Source organism: Virgibacillus kekensis (assembly GCF_042654125.1).
GTDB lineage: Bacteria > Bacillota > Bacilli > Bacillales > Amphibacillaceae > Lentibacillus > Lentibacillus kekensis.
This window is the reverse complement of sequence record NZ_JBHSFU010000004.1, coordinates 34723-53927: the sequence shown is the minus strand read 5'-3', so window position 1 is coordinate 53927 and position 19205 is coordinate 34723. Positions and strand designations below refer to the sequence as shown.

The 19205-nt window shown below is 43.3% G+C and carries 22 protein-coding genes; 18 read left to right on the top strand and 4 right to left on the bottom strand.

Annotation, left to right across the window (positions count from 1 at the left end; genetic code table 11):
- The first annotated feature begins 194 nt into the window (after positions 1–194).
- The 18 genes from ACFO3D_RS04665 (at position 195) to ACFO3D_RS04580 (ending at position 15376) form a co-directional block, all read left to right on the top strand.
- Entirely contained in the window at positions 195–548 is a 354-nt protein-coding gene (locus tag ACFO3D_RS04665; protein WP_390293470.1) for a YojF family protein, read from the top strand.
- A 14-nt stretch (positions 549–562) separates the two neighbouring features.
- A complete protein-coding gene (bshB2, locus tag ACFO3D_RS04660) occupies positions 563–1240 on the top strand; it encodes a bacillithiol biosynthesis deacetylase BshB2 (protein ID WP_390293469.1) in 678 nt (225 codons plus the stop codon).
- Between the two features lie 20 nt (positions 1241–1260).
- On the top strand, positions 1261–1455 hold the full coding sequence (locus ACFO3D_RS04655) for a PspC domain-containing protein (RefSeq protein ID WP_390293468.1): 195 nt from the start codon (positions 1261–1263) through the stop codon (positions 1453–1455).
- Positions 1456–1760: 305 nt separating this feature from the next.
- Entirely contained in the window at positions 1761–2696 is a 936-nt protein-coding gene (gene hprK, locus ACFO3D_RS04650) for an HPr(Ser) kinase/phosphatase (RefSeq protein ID WP_390293467.1), read from the top strand.
- Between the two features lie 11 nt (positions 2697–2707).
- Complete coding sequence (gene lgt, locus ACFO3D_RS04645; RefSeq protein ID WP_390293466.1) at positions 2708–3544, top strand: prolipoprotein diacylglyceryl transferase; 837 nt, start codon at positions 2708–2710, stop codon at positions 3542–3544.
- A gap of 23 nt (positions 3545–3567) precedes the next feature.
- On the top strand, positions 3568–4527 hold the full coding sequence (locus tag ACFO3D_RS04640) for a nucleoside recognition domain-containing protein (RefSeq protein WP_390293465.1): 960 nt from the start codon (positions 3568–3570) through the stop codon (positions 4525–4527).
- Positions 4502–5137: a pyrophosphatase PpaX gene (gene ppaX, locus ACFO3D_RS04635; protein ID WP_390293464.1), complete on the top strand. Its 636-nt coding sequence runs from the start codon at positions 4502–4504 to the stop codon at positions 5135–5137. Before ACFO3D_RS04640 ends, ppaX begins: the two co-directional genes overlap by 26 nt.
- Positions 5138–5140: 3 nt before the next feature.
- Positions 5141–5656, top strand: coding sequence for an acyltransferase (locus ACFO3D_RS04630; RefSeq protein ID WP_390293463.1), 516 nt, complete (start codon positions 5141–5143; stop codon positions 5654–5656).
- A gap of 183 nt (positions 5657–5839) precedes the next feature.
- Positions 5840–7330, top strand: a complete 1491-nt coding sequence (gene glpK / locus ACFO3D_RS04625) for a glycerol kinase GlpK (RefSeq protein WP_390293462.1) — start codon at positions 5840–5842, stop codon at positions 7328–7330.
- Between the two features lie 29 nt (positions 7331–7359).
- Positions 7360–9018 (top strand): glycerol-3-phosphate dehydrogenase/oxidase, encoded by a 1659-nt coding sequence (locus ACFO3D_RS04620; protein WP_390293461.1) that lies wholly within the window; start codon positions 7360–7362, stop codon positions 9016–9018.
- A 48-nt stretch (positions 9019–9066) separates the two neighbouring features.
- The gene (locus ACFO3D_RS04615) at positions 9067–9222 is read left to right on the top strand and encodes a hypothetical protein (protein ID WP_390295521.1); all 156 of its coding nucleotides are present in this window, start codon (positions 9067–9069) and stop codon (positions 9220–9222) included.
- Positions 9223–9294: 72 nt separating this feature from the next.
- Positions 9295–10299 carry a tetratricopeptide repeat protein gene (locus tag ACFO3D_RS04610; protein ID WP_390293460.1) on the top strand — a complete coding sequence of 335 codons (1005 nt, stop codon included), beginning with the start codon at positions 9295–9297 and terminating at the stop codon, positions 10297–10299.
- 93 nt (positions 10300–10392) lie between these two features.
- Positions 10393–11352 carry a thioredoxin-disulfide reductase gene (trxB, locus tag ACFO3D_RS04605; protein WP_390293459.1) on the top strand — a complete coding sequence of 320 codons (960 nt, stop codon included), beginning with the start codon at positions 10393–10395 and terminating at the stop codon, positions 11350–11352.
- Between the two features lie 273 nt (positions 11353–11625).
- Positions 11626–12090: an NUDIX hydrolase gene (locus ACFO3D_RS04600; RefSeq protein ID WP_390293458.1), complete on the top strand. Its 465-nt coding sequence runs from the start codon at positions 11626–11628 to the stop codon at positions 12088–12090.
- Positions 12091–12106: 16 nt separating this feature from the next.
- Positions 12107–12991 carry an RNase adapter RapZ gene (gene rapZ / locus ACFO3D_RS04595; protein WP_390293457.1) on the top strand — a complete coding sequence of 295 codons (885 nt, stop codon included), beginning with the start codon at positions 12107–12109 and terminating at the stop codon, positions 12989–12991.
- A 1-nt stretch (position 12992) separates the two neighbouring features.
- A complete protein-coding gene (locus ACFO3D_RS04590) occupies positions 12993–13955 on the top strand; it encodes a gluconeogenesis factor YvcK family protein (RefSeq protein WP_390293456.1) in 963 nt (320 codons plus the stop codon).
- 24 nt (positions 13956–13979) lie between these two features.
- Positions 13980–14927: a DNA-binding protein WhiA gene (gene whiA, locus ACFO3D_RS04585; protein WP_390293455.1), complete on the top strand. Its 948-nt coding sequence runs from the start codon at positions 13980–13982 to the stop codon at positions 14925–14927.
- 194 nt (positions 14928–15121) lie between these two features.
- Complete coding sequence (locus ACFO3D_RS04580; RefSeq protein WP_390293454.1) at positions 15122–15376, top strand: HPr family phosphocarrier protein; 255 nt, start codon at positions 15122–15124, stop codon at positions 15374–15376.
- Between the two features lie 484 nt (positions 15377–15860).
- On the opposite strand, the gene clpP is transcribed toward ACFO3D_RS04580, so the two are convergent.
- From clpP to ACFO3D_RS04560, 4 genes are all read right to left on the bottom strand, one after another.
- The gene (gene clpP / locus ACFO3D_RS04575; RefSeq protein WP_390293453.1) at positions 15861–16454 is read right to left on the bottom strand and encodes an ATP-dependent Clp endopeptidase proteolytic subunit ClpP; all 594 of its coding nucleotides are present in this window, start codon (positions 16452–16454) and stop codon (positions 15861–15863) included.
- 154 nt (positions 16455–16608) lie between these two features.
- A complete protein-coding gene (locus tag ACFO3D_RS04570; RefSeq protein WP_390293452.1) occupies positions 16609–17220 on the bottom strand; it encodes a PleD family two-component system response regulator in 612 nt (203 codons plus the stop codon).
- On the bottom strand, positions 17195–18586 hold the full coding sequence (locus ACFO3D_RS04565) for a sensor histidine kinase (RefSeq protein WP_390293451.1): 1392 nt from the start codon (positions 18584–18586) through the stop codon (positions 17195–17197). The genes ACFO3D_RS04570 and ACFO3D_RS04565 overlap by 26 nt, the downstream gene beginning before the upstream one ends.
- A gap of 24 nt (positions 18587–18610) precedes the next feature.
- On the bottom strand, positions 18611–19201 hold the full coding sequence (locus ACFO3D_RS04560) for a DUF6305 family protein (protein ID WP_390293450.1): 591 nt from the start codon (positions 19199–19201) through the stop codon (positions 18611–18613).
- Positions 19202–19205 lie beyond the last annotated feature (4 nt).

Here is a 19205-nt window from a genome sequence, read left to right as displayed (position 1 = left end):
GAGCGAGGAGGCTCAGCTCGAGCCCGCGGAAAGCGTAGTGTATTTCCGTAGCGGTATGTTAATTCGCAGTTTATAGTTTATGTTTCAGAATCAGCTTAGCGAGAGCACTGCCGTTCAACCGGTCAAATATTTTGACGCCTGTGGTGTGTTTCGGTAAGGTGAAATGAGAAAGGTTCCCAGGGAGGAAAAGTTTTATGAAACCAATTGAAATTGAGAAAGCACAAGCGAAACTAGAAGAGTTTGCAGATAAAGATGTTTATGTGCATCTGGAAACGACTAATGGTGCATATGCAAGCCATTTTGACGATAAAGCATATAATGTTGGAGCATATATTCGAAATGCCCAGGTCACTTATTCGCAGGCCAAAATTGTCGGAGACGGGCAGACTTATCGTGCCGGCCTAAAAATGGATTTTGGCTGGATTTACGCAGAAGGACTCACGGACTGGACAATTCATGGCGATAATCAACTATTGCTTGCCGGACATGACAGAGAAGGGCGGCTTATGGTGTCCCTTCAAATCAGTGACACACCATTTCGTTATTAGGGAGGAGTAAGGCGATGAATAAAGAAAAACATGTCGTAGTAATATACCCGCATCCTGATGATGAATCGTTTGGTGCAGCAGGGACCATTACGAAGTACCGCCAGCAGGGTGTGCCGGTTACCTATTTATGCGGAACACTTGGAGAAATGGGAAGAAACATGGGATCACCAACTTTTGCAAACAGAGAAACACTGCCGGAAATTCGGAAAGAAGAGTTAAGAAAAGCGTGTGAAAACCTGGATGTTGAGTTACGGATGCTCGGCTACCGCGATAAGACAGTTGAGTTTGAGGATCGGCAGGAGGTCGCAGCTCATTTAAGGGATATTCTGGAGGAGATAAAGCCAAGTTTGGTAATCACTCATTATCCTGATCATGCCGTGCATCCCGATCATAATGCGCTAGGAGCAGCTGCTATTGAAGCTGTCCGCTTGATGAAGCCTGAAGAGCGCCCTAAAGTTTGGGCACAGGCTATTACCAACAACTATCTCGAAGAATTGGGAACTCCAGAGGTCAGCAATGATGTCACGGATGTTTTTGATGAGAAAATGGAAGCAATCCTCGCACATAAATCTCAGGCTAGCGGTGTTATCGGTAAATTCAGGGAAAATCCTGATTTAGAGACTGACCTGAAGGAAGAAGCAAAACGCCGGCTTGGAAAAGAGCAGTTTTATATATGGAACTTCAGTGAATAGTAGTAATGAGGAGGGATAATATGACAAAACGATTATATAGGTCACAAACTGAGCGAATGATCAAGGGAGTCTGCGGTGGCATCGCAGAGTATTTTAATATTGACCCTACAATCGTCCGGATTATCTTTGTGGCGCTGGCTTTCGCAGGAGGAGCATCCATCTACGCGTATATCATCGCAATCTTCGTTATCCCTAAGGAGCAGGATGTTCGCTGAAGTAGCTTGACCCGGTATGCAGTGCTGAACATCAATGCAGCACTGTAGTCCGGTTACATATAGAGACTTTTACGCAGCATTTCCGGATGCTGCGTTTTTTTACTAACGGAATTTATAATTTCTGATAGAGGTTAGTAGATGTAGACGAATGTCGAGTTTGCAAAATATCGGTTATGAATCTGCCAGGGGAAATAGAACAACCTGATATATAATGGACTTATTTTGAGGAATGCTTATACTTACTTCTAATAAAATATGCTACAATGTTAATCAGTAATCAGGGATTCAATTGGAGGTTTCAACATATGGCGAAAGTCCGCACAAAAGATTTGCTTGATAACTTTAATCTTACGCTGGTCGCTGGGGGCGATGGATTACATAGAGAAATTATTACGAGTGATATTTCCCGCCCGGGTATTGAGATGACCGGCTACTTCAGATATTATCCGAAAGAACGGTTACAATTGATTGGGAAGACAGAAATGACCTACTTCCTGGATCTTAACGATGAAAATAAAAAAGATCGTATGGAGCGGTTGTGCACGGATGTAACCCCTGGAATTGTGGTCTCCCGAGCGATGGATATTCCCCAAGTGATGATTGATGCAGCGAACGCGGCCGGTGTTCCCATTTTGCATTCACCTAGAAAAACGACACGTGTCATCAGCCGACTGACAAACTATCTGGAAGCAAAATTCGCACCGTTTACTGCAATTCATGGGGTGCTTGTAGATATCTATGGTGTGGGTGTCCTGATCACGGGCCAGAGTGGTGTCGGAAAAAGTGAAACCGCGCTTGAACTGGTTAAACGAGGCCATCGTCTTGTCGCAGATGACAGTGTCGAAATCAGGCAGGAAGATTATGACAGTCTCATCGGTAATTCTCCTCCTTTAATAGAACATCTTCTTGAAATTCGAGGACTGGGCATTATCAATGTAATGACGCTGTTCGGAGCTGGCTCGGTCCGAAGTTACAAAAAAATCTCGCTGATTATCAGTCTGGAGCTCTGGGATCAGAACAAGCAGTACGACCGGCTGGGACTTGACGAGGAAAAGATGAAAATAATGGATGTAGAGCTTCCGAAAGCCACAATTCCGGTACGTCCTGGACGAAACCTTGCCGTCATTATTGAGGTGGCAGCGATGAACTTCCGGCTGAAGCGAATGGGCGTGAATGCTGCGGAAGAATTCTCCGACCGACTGACAACCATGATTGAGCAGGAGAACAATGAAACTGAATAGGAGTGATTGTGTTGATGTGTAGTGCACCTGTACTGGACCGGGTCTTTCTGGACATCGGTCCGCTGACAGTATATTGGTATGGTGTAATTATTGCTTTTGGAGCATTTCTTGGTCTTTACCTGGCCACAAAAGAGTCTGATCGGCTAGGCTTGAAAAAAGACCTGATGGTTGATCTGGTTGTCTTCGCTATACCAATTTCCATTATTTTTGCACGGATTTATTATGTAATACCAGAATGGGAACGCTATAACCAGGCCCCCTGGTGGGATGTTTTCGCTGTCTGGGAAGGCGGAATTGCTATACATGGCGCGTTAATCGGGGCAGTTTTAACTGCGATTGTCTACAGCCGGGTCCGGAATGTTTCGTTCTGGCAGCTTGCTGATATCGCCGCCCCAGGTCTCATCCTTGGTCAGGCAATTGGACGCTGGGGCAATTTTATGAATCAGGAAGCACACGGCGGACCAATCGCAGAATCTACATATAACAGTTTCCATCAGTACCTGCCTGATTTTATTATGAATCAAATGTGTATTGACGGAATCATGTATCATCCGACGTTTTTATATGAATCATTTTGGAACATACTTGTATTTGTTTTTCTATTAGTTCTTCGTCGCCGTAACCCGCTACGCGGGGAAGTATTCCTGAGCTATATCATGACCTATTCAGTTGGACGCTTCTTTATTGAAGGAATGCGTACGGACAGCTTGTATTACGGACCGTTCCGTGCTGCACAAGTGATCTCCGTACTTATCATCATAGCCGGGATTGCGCTGATTATTTATCGAAGAAAGTCTGGTCAGGCTAACCGCCATTATGATGGTAAAAAAGTGAAGCAGAAGAAGTAGCAGATGAAAAGAGGGTTTTACGATTGAAAGGAATTATAATGAGGGGATTGCAACAGGGGTTCAAAGTTACATGGACATTAGGAAAAGTCATTTTTCCAATCACCCTGATTGTTACAATTTTACAATATACACCAATTTTGCCGTGGATTATTGGGAAACTGAGTCCGATCATGCAACTGATCGGACTCAGTGGGGAAGCGGCAGTGCCACTTGTGCTTGGAAACTCGCTCAATCTCTATGCAGGGATTGCTGCGATTGTTTCATTCGATTTTTCGGTAAAAGAAGTTTTTATCATGGCTGTCATGCTGTCTTTTTCACATAATCTTTTTATCGAATCGGCTGTGGCTTCTAGAGTCGGTGTCAGCTGGTGGCTAATTTCGGGAATACGGATTTCACTTGCGCTATTCTCAGCTGTGCTAATCAACCTGTTATGGAACGGCGGTGTTGAACAGGCGCAATATGGACTGATTTCGTCGTCGGATGCAGTATTGAACGGGTGGAGCGAAATTTCGTTCTATGGCGTGGAAACTGCATTCATGGCTGTTGTCCAGCTTGCGTTAATTGTGATACCACTCATGGTGGTAATGCAATTTCTTCGTGAAAAAGGCTGGCTGAATATCTTATCTGATAAGCTTGCTCCGTTCACGCGGGCAATGGGCATGGAAAAGAATACATCGATGACGCTCGTTGCCGGGCTGACTATCGGGCTAGCTTATGGTGCAGGGCTGATGATTCAAGCGGTGGAAGAAGATGGGGTTTCACGCCGGGATATGTATTTGGCGCTGATTTTCCTGGTCTCATGCCACGCGGTTGTTGAAGATACACTTATTTTTATACCGCTTGGAATTCCAGTATGGCCGTTATTGCTAATCCGGCTAACTACTGCAATTGTACTGACTATGACGGTTGCCTATGTATGGCGCCGTGTTGACAAACGAAAAAAGAAGGGAATCTCCAATGAGCATTCATACACTACTCTTTGATTTGGACGGAACATTAATCGATACGAATGAGCTTATCATCACTTCATTCATGTACACATTTCAGCAATATGGACGAGAACTTTCCCGTGAGCAAGCAATCGAATTTATCGGACCACCATTAAGAGATTCGTTTGAGCAGGTTGACCCTGAAAAGGTGGAAGCAATGGTGGAGACATACCGGGAACATAATTTGTTTCATCATGATGACTTTGTCACTGCGTTTCCGAACGTTGTCGAAGTAATAGACACACTCAAAATGAATGGTTTTAAGCTTGGGATTGTGACTACAAAAATGCGCCGGACGGTTGAAATGGGGCTGAAAGTCACTGGTCTGGATTCTTACTTTGAAACAATCATTACACTGGATGACGTAACACATGCCAAGCCGCACCCGGAACCGATCCTGAAAGCGATGCGCGAGTTGGATGCCGATGCAGCGTCCATCGTGATGGTCGGGGATAATTCCCATGATATTGAGGCTGGTCATAATGCCGGTGTCCGGACCGCTGCGGTTGCTTGGTCACTGAAAGGCAAAGAAAAACTGTTGGAATATAATCCAACCTATATGCTCGATGATATGCGTGATCTACTGAAAATTGCAGGAGTGTAAACAATGCGGAAAACTGATCGGTATTATGTTGAGAATGCCAATCCACTCTGGAAGATTTATAAGACAGTATCATTCTGGAAAGTGGTTAAAAATTTTATATTCATCCAGATTGCCCGGTATACACCTTTTTTGGGTTTGAAAAACTGGCTATACCGGACATTTCTAAGAATGAAGGTTGGAAATCAGACAGCTTTTGCGCTGATGGTTATGGTCGATATTATGTTTCCCGAAAAAATAACGGTCGGCAAAAATAGCGTAATAGGTTACAACACAACGATTCTGGCACATGAATATCTGATTAAGGAATACCGCATTGGTGAGGTGCAAATCGGCGATGAAGTTCTGATTGGCGCGAATTCAACCATACTCCCAGGTGTAACAATTGGCGACGGGGCAGTAGTATCAGCTGGCACCCTTGTCCATAAGGATGTCCCGCCAGGCGCATTTGTCGGGGGCAACCCGATGCAGGTTATTTATACGAAAGAAGAAATGAAAGAACGAATGGACGAAAATTTATAAACGAATATTCACAGCGATGGAACCATGCACAAGGGTATAAAGCCTATGCATGGTTCTTTTTAAGTACTGGGAGACGTTGTGCTTGATAAAATTTACCGGAATTTGGGAAGAGAATGGTAAGAGCTTAAAGGAATGACCGTGTATTCTGGAGAATAATCTGGAAGAGATAAAGGAGGATGAGCGATGGGTAAGTATATTATGGCACTTGATCAGGGGACAACCAGTTCGCGGGCAATAATATTCAACCATGATGGTGAGGTTGTAGAAACTGGCCAACGGGAGTTTGAGCAGTTTTTCCCAAAACCGGGATGGGTGGAACATGATGCAGAAGAAATCTGGACATCGATGCTTTCATGTATATCCGATGCACTAAGAAAAGGCCGGGTAGAGCCGGAGGAGATTGCCGGAATCGGGATTACCAACCAGCGTGAGACGACAGTCGTTTGGGACCGGACTACCGGAAAGCCGATTTACAAAGCAATCGTATGGCAGTCACGGCAAACGGCGGAAATTTGTGATCAGCTAAGAGAAGACGGCTATAACGATTTATTCCGGCAAAAAACCGGGCTGCTGCTCGATCCTTACTTTGCCGGAACGAAGGTGAAATGGATACTGGACAATGTGGATGGTGCCAGAGAGAAGGCCGAAAACGGTGATCTGTTGTTCGGCACGATTGATACATGGATAGTTTATAAGCTTACAGGCGGAAAAAAACATATCACCGATTACTCTAACGCTTCCAGAACACTAATGTACAATATTTACGATTTGAAGTGGGACGAGGAACTGCTCGATATCCTTGAAGTACCTGAATCGATGCTGCCAGAGGTCAAACAGTCATCTGAAGTATATGGTGAAACCGTGAGCTACCACTTCTTTGGTCATAATGTACCCATCGCTGGGATCGCGGGTGACCAGCAGGCGGCGCTGTTTGGGCAGGCCTGCTTTGAAAAAGGAATGGCAAAAAATACGTATGGTACCGGGTGCTTCATGTTGTTGAATACCGGGGAAAAAGGCGTTAAATCGGATAATGGACTGCTGACCACCCTCGCATGGGGAGTTGACGGCAAAGTTGAATATGCGCTGGAAGGCAGCATTTTTGTCGCTGGGTCGGCAATCCAGTGGCTCCGTGATGGCCTAAGGCTGATTAAATCGTCACCGGAAAGTGAACCACTGGCGAAAGCAGTTGATTCAACGGACGGTGTCTACGTGGTACCGGCGTTTGTTGGACTGGGAACACCTTATTGGGACAGCGATGTAAGAGGCGCGGTTTTCGGTCTGACCCGAGGTACCAGCAAGGAACATTTTGTCCGTGCGACACTGGAGTCACTTGCATATCAGACCCGTGATGTGGTTGATGTAATGATGGAAGATTCAGGAATAGATCTGAAGACGCTCCGTGTAGATGGCGGCGCAGTTAAAAATAACTTCCTCATGCAGTTCCAAAGTGACATGCTTGATGTACCGGTTGAACGACCGGTTGTTAATGAGACGACTGCACTTGGTGCGGCATACTTGGCTGGACTTGCGGTCGGATTCTGGGAAAGTAAAGAAGAGATTGCCGAACAGTGGAAACAGGATCACACGTTTGAACCGGATTTTTCTGAAGAAGAACGGGAGCGCTATTTTGCCGGATGGAAAAAAGCAGTGAAAGCGGCCCAGGCGTTTAAATAAAGCAGTTATTTATTAGGATGTGACAAACTATGAATTCATTTTCAAGCTATGACCGCGAATTGGTTTTCAAAAGAATAGAGAATACTACGCTCGATTTACTTGTAATCGGCGGTGGCATCACTGGTGCGGGAATTGCGCTTGACGCAGTTACCCGGGGACTGCGGACGGCGGTTGTGGAAATGCAGGATTTCGCAGCAGGAACGTCCAGCCGTTCTACCAAGCTGGTACATGGCGGTCTGCGGTACCTCAAGAATTTTGAAGTAAATGTGGTATCTGAAGTCGGAAGGGAGCGGGCGATAGTTTATGAAAACGGCCCCCACGTAACCACGCCAGAATGGATGATGCTGCCGTTTTACAAGGACGGAAACTTTGGACCCTACATGACAAACATTGGTTTATGGATGTATGACTTTTTGGCGCGCGTTAAACGGGATGAACGCCGTAAAATGCTAAGTGCAGAAGAAGCGTTGGAAAAAGAACCGTTAGTAAACAGTGAGGGGCTGAAGGGTGCCGGTTTTTATGTGGAGTATAAGACTGACGACGCCCGGCTGACGATTGAGGTTATGAAAAAGGCAGTCCAAAAAGGAGCACATGCGATAAATTACTCGAAGGCGGTGGACTTTTTATATACGGACGGCCGGATTGCCGGGGTAGTAGTTGAAGACAAGATCAATGGCGAGCGTCGCGACATTTTCGCAAAAAAAATAATTAATGCCGGCGGGCCGTGGGTCGATGAGCTCCGCGAAATCGACGGCTCAAATCATGGCAAGTCACTTCATCTGACTAAGGGAGTACACCTGGTATTTTCACAGGAACGTTTTCCGCTTAAACAGGCGATTTATTTTGACGCACCGGATGGTCGGATGATTTTTGCTATTCCACGCAATGCAAAAACTTATGTAGGTACGACCGACACCAGTTATGAAGGCGATATCAAGCACCCTGTAATGACTGTAAGGGACAGGGATTATCTGCTTGATACAATCAATTACATGTTTCCATCGCTGGATATGAGAGCTGACGATGTGGAGTCGAGCTGGGCAGGGCTGCGACCATTGATTCAGGAAGAGGGAAAAGATCCTGGCGAGATTTCACGAAAAGATGAAATCTTCATATCCGATTCGGGGCTGATTTCCATGGCTGGCGGGAAATTGACTGGCTACCGTAAAATGGCCCAGGAAGCGGTTGATACAGTGACCGATCAGCTGAAGAAGAAAGAAGGCATCCTGTATTCTGATTCAGATACCGAGCATCTGCCAATCTCCGGCGGTGAGGTCGGCGGTTCGGACGGATTCCAGCGATTCAAAGAGCGCAAAATCGCTGAGGCCGTTGTGCTCGGTATCGAAGAAAGACATGCCGAGTATCTCATCCAGAGATACGGCGCCAATATTGATAAGATATTTGAAATTCATCAGGGTGATATTCCGCTTGCGAATGAGGCAGGGATTGATCCGGTCGTGTTCGCCGAACTGGTATATGCCATCGAACACGAGATGGCATACACACCAGCTGACTTTTTCGTGCGGCGGACGGGTGCACTGTTCTTTGATATTGATTACGTCCGGCAACATAAGGATAAAGTCATTGTGTATATGGCAAAGGAACTCGGATGGGAAGCCACCCAGAAAGATCGCTATGTTGAGGAACTTGACCAATTATTATACGAGGCAGTAAATCCGGCTGAATAAGCCGGATTTTTTTATGGTACGAAAATAAATATTAATTGGGAGTTTTGGGTGCGGATATCAAAAAGAAATCATCCGTTCAAGTTTACTTTGAAGATCCTTCTTGCCTATAAAGAGGATTTTGTAACACCGAGACGGCTGAGGGATGCGCAAGTGCTAACGGTATGGGAAGAGACTGCCAATATCCTTGGCTTGGAAGTGCTTTGATAATCATATATAATTCTCCCAATAATTGTGGTATACTTTATTCGGTAAGTTTCGACAAATAGGGGGATATACATGCAGCATTTGGAGAAAAAAGATAGTGGAAAACATAATAATGTTATCCCTTTTATCCCGGATGGCGAGTTTTATTTTACAAAAGGCGTAGAAGCCTTTCAAAAGCACAAATTTGATATTTCAATAAAGTGGTTGCGTAAAGCAATCGAAATGGCACCACAGGAACCACTGTACCAGTGTCAGTTATCTATCATATATACCGAGGTTGGCGCCTATCATGCGGCAAACCAGCTTCTGACCAAGGTAATGCAGGCGTCCGGTGACAAGTATACTGACTGCTATTATCTGCTGGCAAACAATTATGCCCACTTAGGGCTTCTTAACGATGCAAAGAAATTCGCGGAGTCCTATCTTGAAAAAGAACCCGAGGGAGAGTTCCGGGAAGAGGCCGAGCAACTTCTTGAAGTGATTGATTTTGATGATGATGAAGAGGAAGACTGGGATATTGAGATTGAAGATGAATTGCTCATTTACCAAGAAACGGTTTTTCATTACATGGAGAACTGTCAGTGGGATAAGGCTCTTCCGTTGCTGGAAGAGATGATCACCCTCTTCCCCGAGCATAAACTGACTAAGCATGACTATACGCATGCATTATTCTATTCGGGCTATGAAGATGATGCGATTGAGATGGAACAGGATATTTTAAAAGAAGAACCAGAAAACCTGCACAGTCATATTAACTTGGCAATATTTTATTATGAGTTGGGGCAGAAGCAGGAATATGAATCCCATATTCAGGCATTACTAAATGTATATCCGATGCATGAACAGCAGAAATTGCGTGTCGCCGTGACACTTGCTCGTACTGGTGTATATCATGAAGCATATGCACGTTTTCGCAGGCTGAATAATGGACTGGTAAAACACCATATTTCCTACTTTAAATGGTACAGTACTGCAGCATACAAACTTGGTGACGAATCCAAGGCGATTTCGCTGTGGGAAGAAGGCTGCAGAAAACATAAAACACTGTCTAGACAAGAAAGACCGTGGAGTAGCTGATGATCTCTGTATGAGCAGAAAATTAGACTAATCTGCGGACTTTCTATACGATGAATGTGGCTTGAACAAATTGTAAGGAAAGGGCTGATTTTCATGTCCGAGGATCGTATGTATGATGTAATTATTGCAGGTGCGGGCCCTGCAGGAATGACTGCTGCAGTTTATGCGTCCCGTGCCAACCTTGACACACTAATGATTGAACGGGGAATTCCGGGTGGCCAGATGGCCAACACAGAAGACGTCGAGAACTATCCTGGTTACGACCATATTCTGGGACCTGATTTATCTAATAAAATGTTTGAACACGCTAAAAAATTCGGTGCTGAATACGCTTATGGCGATATCAAAAATGTTGTTGACCATGGTGATTATAAAACTGTTACAGCAGGAACCAAGGAATATAATACACGTGTACTGATTATTACGACTGGTGCACAGTATAAAAAGCTTGGCATTCCGGGCGAAGAAGAACTTGGCGGCCGTGGTGTTTCATACTGTGCAGTATGTGATGGCGCATTCTTTAAACAGAAGAACCTTGTCGTTGTTGGTGGGGGAGACTCTGCCGTTGAGGAAGGAATCTACCTGACGCGGTTTGCTGAGAAAGTAACCATCGTTCACCGTCGTGACAAGTTGCGCGCACAGAAGATTCTCCAGCAACGTGCATTTGATAACGATAAAATTGATTTCATTTGGAACACCGAAGCAAAAGAAATCAATGGACCAGAAGGAAAAGTCAGCAGTGTCACGCTGGTAAACAATGAAACCGGTGAAGAATATGAACATCCGATTGACGGTGTATTTATCTATATTGGAATGGTACCATTGAGTGAGCCATTTAAATCCCTTGGAATCACCAATGAAGAAGGCTATATTCCTACCAACGAACACATGGAAACATCCATTCCAGGAGTGTTTGCTGCAGGGGATATCCGTGAAAAAACTCTTCGACAAATTGTGACAGCAACAGGTGATGGAAGTATTGCAGCTGAATCCGCACAAAAGTATATTGAAGAGCTTCAGGATGAGCTAAAAGCCGCTAAATCAGAAGCCTGATTTATGTTAACGAATTCTTTATATAAAGTAATTACTTCTTAACGCGGCTGTAACACGTTCGAAATAATTTTGGGGTACAATATAGTTAACTAATTGACCCCCTTTTAATAGATAAATTAGTTGTTGCACAGGTGAACCTCACCTGTGCTTTTTTTGTTAAAAAACTTGTCCATCCATGTCGAATAAAAATCATATCCTTTTTGTTTGGGTGCATTCGTTGTATAATAAGAATGATGCACAAGAATTCCTCTTAAAGAATGAGGTGCGACAGGAATGCAACGTGTAACAAACTGCATATTATTAAATGACGATAAAGTTTTACTATTAAAGAAACCACGCCGGGGCTGGTACGCAATTCCAGGTGGAAAGATGGAGCAGGGTGAGACGGTGAAGGAATCCGTCGTACGGGAATACCGGGAAGAGACCGAGTTAAACCTGAAGAATCCGTCACTTGCAGGAGCCTTCACTTTTTCCATATACCAGGATGATGTGTTGGTCCACGAGTGGATGATGTTTACCTTTTTTTGTACCGATTTTGCCGGAGAACTGACCGAAGAATGCAATGAAGGTGAATTGGAGTGGGTTCCCACTGCTGATATAAAGAATTTACCGATGGCGGAAGGGGACAGGAAAATTTTCGAGCATGTCCTGTCATCGGAGGAAGTACTGTACGGATCGTTTTTTTACACCGACGATTATCAACTAATCAGGTCACGTCTCGATCCATCCAGATCTTAAAGGGGAGAAACACAGAATGTCTAAAAAAGAACAGGAAACAAAATTAGTTGTCATTACAGGGATGTCCGGTGCAGGGAAGACTGTTGCCGTTCAGAGTTTCGAGGATTTGGGATATTACTGCGTGGATAACCTGCCGCCAGCATTACTCCCTAAGTTTCTGGAACTTATGCGGGACTCCACGAATAATATTCATAAAGTGGCCCTTGTGATGGATTTGCGTGGACGTGAGTTCTTTGAGTCCTTATTTGAAGCACTTGATTTGCTCGGGACCGAGGACTGGCTTGATGAACATATCCTGTTTCTTGATGCAAAAGACGAAGCACTGGTAACACGGTACAAAGAGACTCGGCGTTCCCATCCACTTGCTGTGGGCGGACTGCCACTGAACGGGATTCAGCAGGAGCGTCGTATACTCGATGAGCTTCGCGGGAGAGCCCAGCGGATTATCGATACGACTAATTTAAAACCGAAAGAACTGCGGGAGAAGATCTTGAAGGCTTATACGGAGAAAAAACAAGAAATTTTCTCGGTTCATATGGTTTCATTCGGCTTTAAATATGGACTGCCAATTGATGCGGATTTAGTATTTGATGTGCGTTTTCTCCCAAACCCGCATTATGTATCACATATGCAGCCGTTAACCGGGCTCAATCCTGAGGTTGCTTCGTATGTATTCAAATGGAGCGACACGCAGAAGTTTAACGAAAAGGTCCTTGACCTGCTGCAGTTCATGCTTCCGCAATATAAAAAAGAAGGCAAGTCGCAGCTCGTCGTGGCGATTGGCTGTACCGGCGGGCAACACCGTTCGGTTGCATTGGCTGAGTATTTTGCTAAACAGCTTTCATCGAATTATATAACCCATGTCAGTCATCGCGATATTGACAAGAGAAAGGGACATTAATATGCGTAACAAAATACGTCCGCGGGTTGTGGTGGTTGGCGGAGGTACCGGCATGCCGGTGCTTCTGCGCGGCCTTAAAGATCTGCCCATCCATCTGACTGCACTTGTAACAGTAGCGGATGACGGCGGAAGTACTGGACGACTCAGAAATGAATTGGAGATACCAGCACCAGGGGATATCCGCAATGTGATCGCAGCGCTTTCGGACGCAGAACCAATGCTGCTGGAACTGTTTCAGCATCGTTTTACTATCGGAAATGGTCTATCAGGACACTCCATGGGTAATCTGCTGCTCGCGGCGATGACCTCGATCACCGGCAATTTTTATACGGGAATCAAGGAAATCTCCAGGGTACTGAATGTAAAAGGGAATATTTATCCGATTTCCAATCAGAGTATGTCTTTGCATGCAAGAATGACGGATGGAACGGTTGTTTCAGGTGAATCAAACATCCCACTTGCTAACAAAAAAATTGAACGTGTATTTTTGAGTCCGCAACCGGTTCTCCCCCTTCCGAATGCGGTACAAGCTCTTAAAAACGCTGATTTGGTGGTGATTGCACCGGGGAGCTTGTATACGAGCATCTTGCCGAATCTGATTATTCCTCAAATTGATACAGCACTTCAGGAAACACAAGGGAAAGTTGTATATGTTTGCAACGTCATGACACAGGCCGGCGAGACAACCGGTTATACGGCTGCCGATCATATTCAGGCAATTCGTGATCATATCGGTGATAACTGCGTTGACTCCATTGTGGTGCATAATGAACCGATTAACCGGAATGTGCGTGACGTATATGCCGAGGAAAACGCGGAACCGGTAATATACGATACCGATCGTTTGCTTGAAATGGGATTACAGATAATCGAAAGTGATATTATCAATCATTCACATACAACACTACGGCATGACACACGTAAAATTGCCAAATTGCTTTATTCACTGATTGACCAATCGTAAGAAAGTGGAACAGGGGGTGTGAGAATGTCGTTTGCTTCAGAGATAAAAAAAGAATTGACGGGCGTTGAACTGGATACTTGCTGTAAATATGCCGAACTTGCGGCACTTGTACGGATGAACGGAGCGGTTTCCATGTCAAGACAAGGATATACCCTTGATGTGCAAACTGAAAATGCTGCGATCGCCCGTCGTATTTATACGTTGATAAAATCGCTGTATTCATTTCCGGTGGAATTACTGGTTCGAAAAAAAATGAAACTGAAAAAGAATAACGTCTATATTGTCCGGATGAAAGAAGATGTTCAAAAAATGTTATCCGACTTGGGGATTCTCGAGGGTGAGTATAAATTGTCTCAAACAATCCCCGATAAGTATATGAAGAAAGAGTGCTGCAGAAGATCATATCTTCGTGGGGCATTTCTGGCTGGCGGATCAATTAATAACCCAGAAACATCTTCATACCATCTGGAAATCTCCAATTTTTATCAGGAACATAATGACGCGTTATGTGAACTGCTCAACAGTTTCAATTTACGTGCACGGAAGTTGGAGCGGAAGAAAGGGTACATTACCTATTTAAAAGAAGCAGAAAAAATAACCGAATTTCTTAGCATAATTGGCGCACATAATGCATTATTTAAATTTGAGGATGTACGTATTGTCCGTGATATGCGTAACTCGGTCAACAGATTGGTTAACTGTGAAACAGCTAATCTTAATAAGACGATAGGCGCAGCATTCAGGCAGATTGAAAACATCAAACTGATTGAGCAGACTGTCGGGCTGGAAGCATTACCTGAAAAATTGCGGGAGATAGCAGTACTCAGGGTGCAGCATCAGGACGTTTCCCTGAAGGAACTCGGTGAGCTGGTTTCAAGCGGGAAGATTTCGAAGTCCGGTGTAAATCACCGCCTGAAAAAGATTGATGAGTTTGCAGAAAAAGTTCAACAGGACCAGGCGATTAAAAAGTAATTTTTCACCCTCTCATCCTGCTGATATGATATAATTACGTTACATTAAATAAAAATTCTAAAAAGTAAATGCTTTTTTAGCAATTTGCTATAAGGCTTGGTAATAGCCAGGTTTGCTAAATAATGTCGGCGCGATTCAGCGCTGCCCTTTTTTCATAAGGTTGAAAACGATTACAAACAGGGAGATGAGGAAATTTGGTTGAGAGATCAGTAAAAGTTGAGCTTGATTCAGGACTGCAGGCAAGGCCTGCCGCGCAATTTGTCCAGGAGGCAAACCGTTATACGGCACACCTGTTTCTTGAAAAGGATGGTAAGCGGGTTAATGCGAAAAGCATCATGGGTCTGATGAGCTTGGCTATTACTACGGGGGAAACAATCACGCTGATTGGGGATGGCAATGATGCCGAGGTGGCACTGAATCATCTTTCGGCATTCGTGACAAAAGAATAAGATAAATGGCCGCCGCTCTATTTTTATGAAGCTCAGTTTGGTGGAAAAATAATTGAATTGGCATATGAATTACCAGACTAAATCGCTTAGCGGTTTGGTCTTTGTTTTTTATACCAAGGAATTGCCCCGCAGAATAGGAATTCAAGTTGAAAAATAAAAAAATCCTACAGATCAGCTAAGCGGCTCCTCATTCCGCTAAAAGCGAAAAATGAGGTTGTAAAGGGCCTGAGGAGGATCCTGTGGTTCCGCTAAATGACCAATAGGAACACAATCTTGACTAAAAATAGTCAATTAGCGGAACCAGAATCCGAAATCATGCTTTAAGAAGGAATTTAGAGGAAATAACGGAAGAGGTTCCGATAAACAGTGACTGATGAACGCCTAATGAAATAGGGCACATCCTGATGGTACAAGCGACTCAACTGCTATTTAGAAAAACAGCAAACTAAAAAAGCTGCCCGCGAATGGACAGCTTTTAGCATCTTTATTTCCTATCTGAATTGCGTTCTAAAATCTTGTCGATCAAGCCGTATTCAACTGACTTTTCAGCAGTCATAAAGTTATCACGGTCGGTATCGCGCTCAATAACTTCTAGCGGCTGGCCAGTGCGTTCAGCAAGAATCTCATTTAGTTTTTCACGCATTTGGATAATACGGCGTGCATGGATTTCGATATCCGCAGCCTGACCCTGTGTTCCACCGAGTGGCTGGTGAATCATAACTTCACTGTTAGGCAGAGCATAACGCTTACCTTTTTCACCAGCTGCCAGCAGGAATGCACCCATGGATGCTGCCATACCTGTACAGATGGTTGATACGTTTGGTTTGATGAACTGCATGGTATCGTAAATTGCCATACCGGCTGTAATGGATCCGCCTGGTGAGTTGATGTACAGAGAAATATCTTTATCCGGATCTTCTGCTTCAAGGAAGAGAAGCTGTGCTACAATTGAGTTGGAAACATTATCATCAATTGCACTTCCTAGCATAATAATGCGGTCTTTTAATAAACGGGAGTAGATATCATAGGCGCGTTCTCCACGGTTTGTCTGTTCAATGACTGTGGGAATTAAATTCATTTAAAGTTCCTCCTTAAACATCGATTCATCCATTATTCTTGGATATCTTTATCTTAACTATTAGGTCAAAAAAGGTCAAACAAAACGTTCAACTATTTTGGCAAAAAATCTCTTTCCCCATCATTCCCTTATCAACGGAATATAAACGTATGAATCAGACAAGTTTGTACTTATTTTTTGGTCGTCCGGGCCTCCCATACTCTGAAATTATCTCAACTTCGCCTTTATTTTCCATGTAGTTTAAATAGCGGTGAACGGTCTGGTAGGCAATCGGCAAAGATTGTTGAATTTCATTAATTGTTGAAGGGTTATCCTGGTTGATTAAATATTCCTTAATTGATTGTAAGGTAGTTTGGCTTATTCCTTTTTCTACAAAAGCACTGCTATTATTCCCGGATAATTTTACTATCTTCAGATTTATTTTAATCCGAGAAATAAGATCAGGTGCTTTAATAGGCTTTAAAGCAAAGTCAGTTGCACCGGCATTTAAAAAAGTGTCTGCCACGTCCTGTCGCTCGTCAACTGTCAGAATAATAATGGGAACCCTTTTGTCTATTTTGCGCAGTTCTCTGGTCGCTCTAATACCATCCCAATCAGGCATGTGATAATCAAGAAGTACAAGGTCTGGTCTTATGTAACTGAATCGCTCAACTCCCTGTTTACCTGTATGTGCTTCAACCACCTGCCAGCCTACATAATCGCAGATTTCCCTGAGAGTAAAGCGAATATCTTCATTATCATCAACTATTAGTATAGTGGTACTCATTTACTTCATCACCTGCTTCTAATATTGGTAGGGAAATAACCATTTGGGTATAGCTTCCAGGAATGCTGTGAACATTAACTTTTCCCCCGTGGTTTTGAATAACTCTCCTTACAAATGACAATCCAATCCCTGAGGAATTTTTTGTACTGAAACCATCCTGCCAAATACTTTCTATGTGTTCAGATTTAATACCAGGCCCATCGTCCTTGATTTTAAAAATAACTTCCCTATTAATACTTTTGACATCCACGTGTATATTTCCTTTTTTTCCAGCAAATGAACTGATTGCATTTTCAATTATATTAGATATCGCCCGCGAAAACCGTATCTTGTTGACTTGGATACAGGGAAGGTTGTCGTCCAATTCAATTTCCATATTTACTTGCTGCTCATCTAGGCTGAGATGGCTAGTTACATATTCCAAGAGTTCTTTTACTGTTAATTCCTGTTTAATATTTTCGGATAATATTTCTGAAATCATATCTTTCATTTTTTCTACAGAATGCTCCATGCGAGTAAAATAATTCTTGAAAGGGGTACTGGAAGCGCCCTGCAATTTCATCTCAATTAGGGAAATTAAACCTTGCACTGTAACAAGGGGAGTTTTCAGGTCATGAACCAGCATATTTATTTCTTTATATACCTTGGATTCCACAAGAGCAGTTTTAGTTTCTTTTAACTCTTCCTCCTGGACCTGATACTTTTTTAGCGTATCAATCTGTTTATTCGATAGATGAAGGAGAAGGGTAAATATGAAAGCAATCGTCAGAAAAACAATAAAAAACACGGATGCAATGGTGTTGAGCAGGCTATTTCCGGTCAGGAAACTATCAGCTGTCTTAATGCTGGTTGCAAGATCATTTGTACCGAATCCAAATACTGTTAAAGCAGGGATTAGTTGCAACCAATGGGCTGCCAATAATGCAAAAAGCAAATTAACCCCGTAAGTAAAATAAAAATATTTATATCTCTGATTATACATCTGAAGCAGCAAAATAAGTCCTATGAAAAACAGCTGGCCAGAATAGGAAAAATTAGTATTATATAAATAGTTTAATAAAGTCAAATTGAACAAGCATATCCCTGCAAAGAAATAAGGGTATGTTACTGGATCCTGACTTTTTGCAAGTGAAGATGTTAACAGCATGGAGCCATAGTATATAGGGAAGAAAATTAGCAAACATCTTGCCATATATACAAATGAGGCAATAATTACTAATCCACTATCTGAATGTGTAATACTGTGCATCACACTGTCGACCACAAACCGTGACCAGTTACTGAAGAACTGGGGCATTGTTCCGCCTGCTAATATTAAGAATAAACCTGTTAATCCACCAATAAGATTGTTTTGCTTCTTTCTCATATTCATCGCCTTTCAGCCTAGATGTTATCTATAAACCGAATTAAAAGGAATTTTAATATCTTCTAAATCACTTACCAGAGTAACAGGAACAGAGTGTTTATTTAGCAACTGTATAGCTTTTTCAGTATCATTCATGTTTTTCAACCCAATAAAATAATCCGCAAATGGTGCAATATTCTCAAACAGTCTCCATGACTGCTTGTCATTCCTGTGTATTCCAGTAGGATCGACCACAACAATTGGCAGTTTAGTTTTACCTGCTTCTTTTAATAATGACGTTATTCGATCCCTTTCTTCCTGAAAAGATCGGATTGTATTAGACTGCCCATTGGCACTGTAACCAAGCATAATGACGACACTTTTGTAATCGTACAAGTCGGTAGCTAAAGCTATTGGCCTGTAGTCAGCCTCTAGATTGAGATTTTCCGCTATCGATGACAGAATAGTAGCTTCAGCCGCCTGGCCTGCTGAGGTGATTAATATTTTCTCTTCTGCAATTGGGGCAGGGAGATTGGGATAGGTGTTAATGTGTTTTGGCTCGGTGTTAACAAAGAACCATATAGATAAAGCTGTCCCAATTAAAATACAGAAGAAAACAGGGATATATTGTTTCACTTAA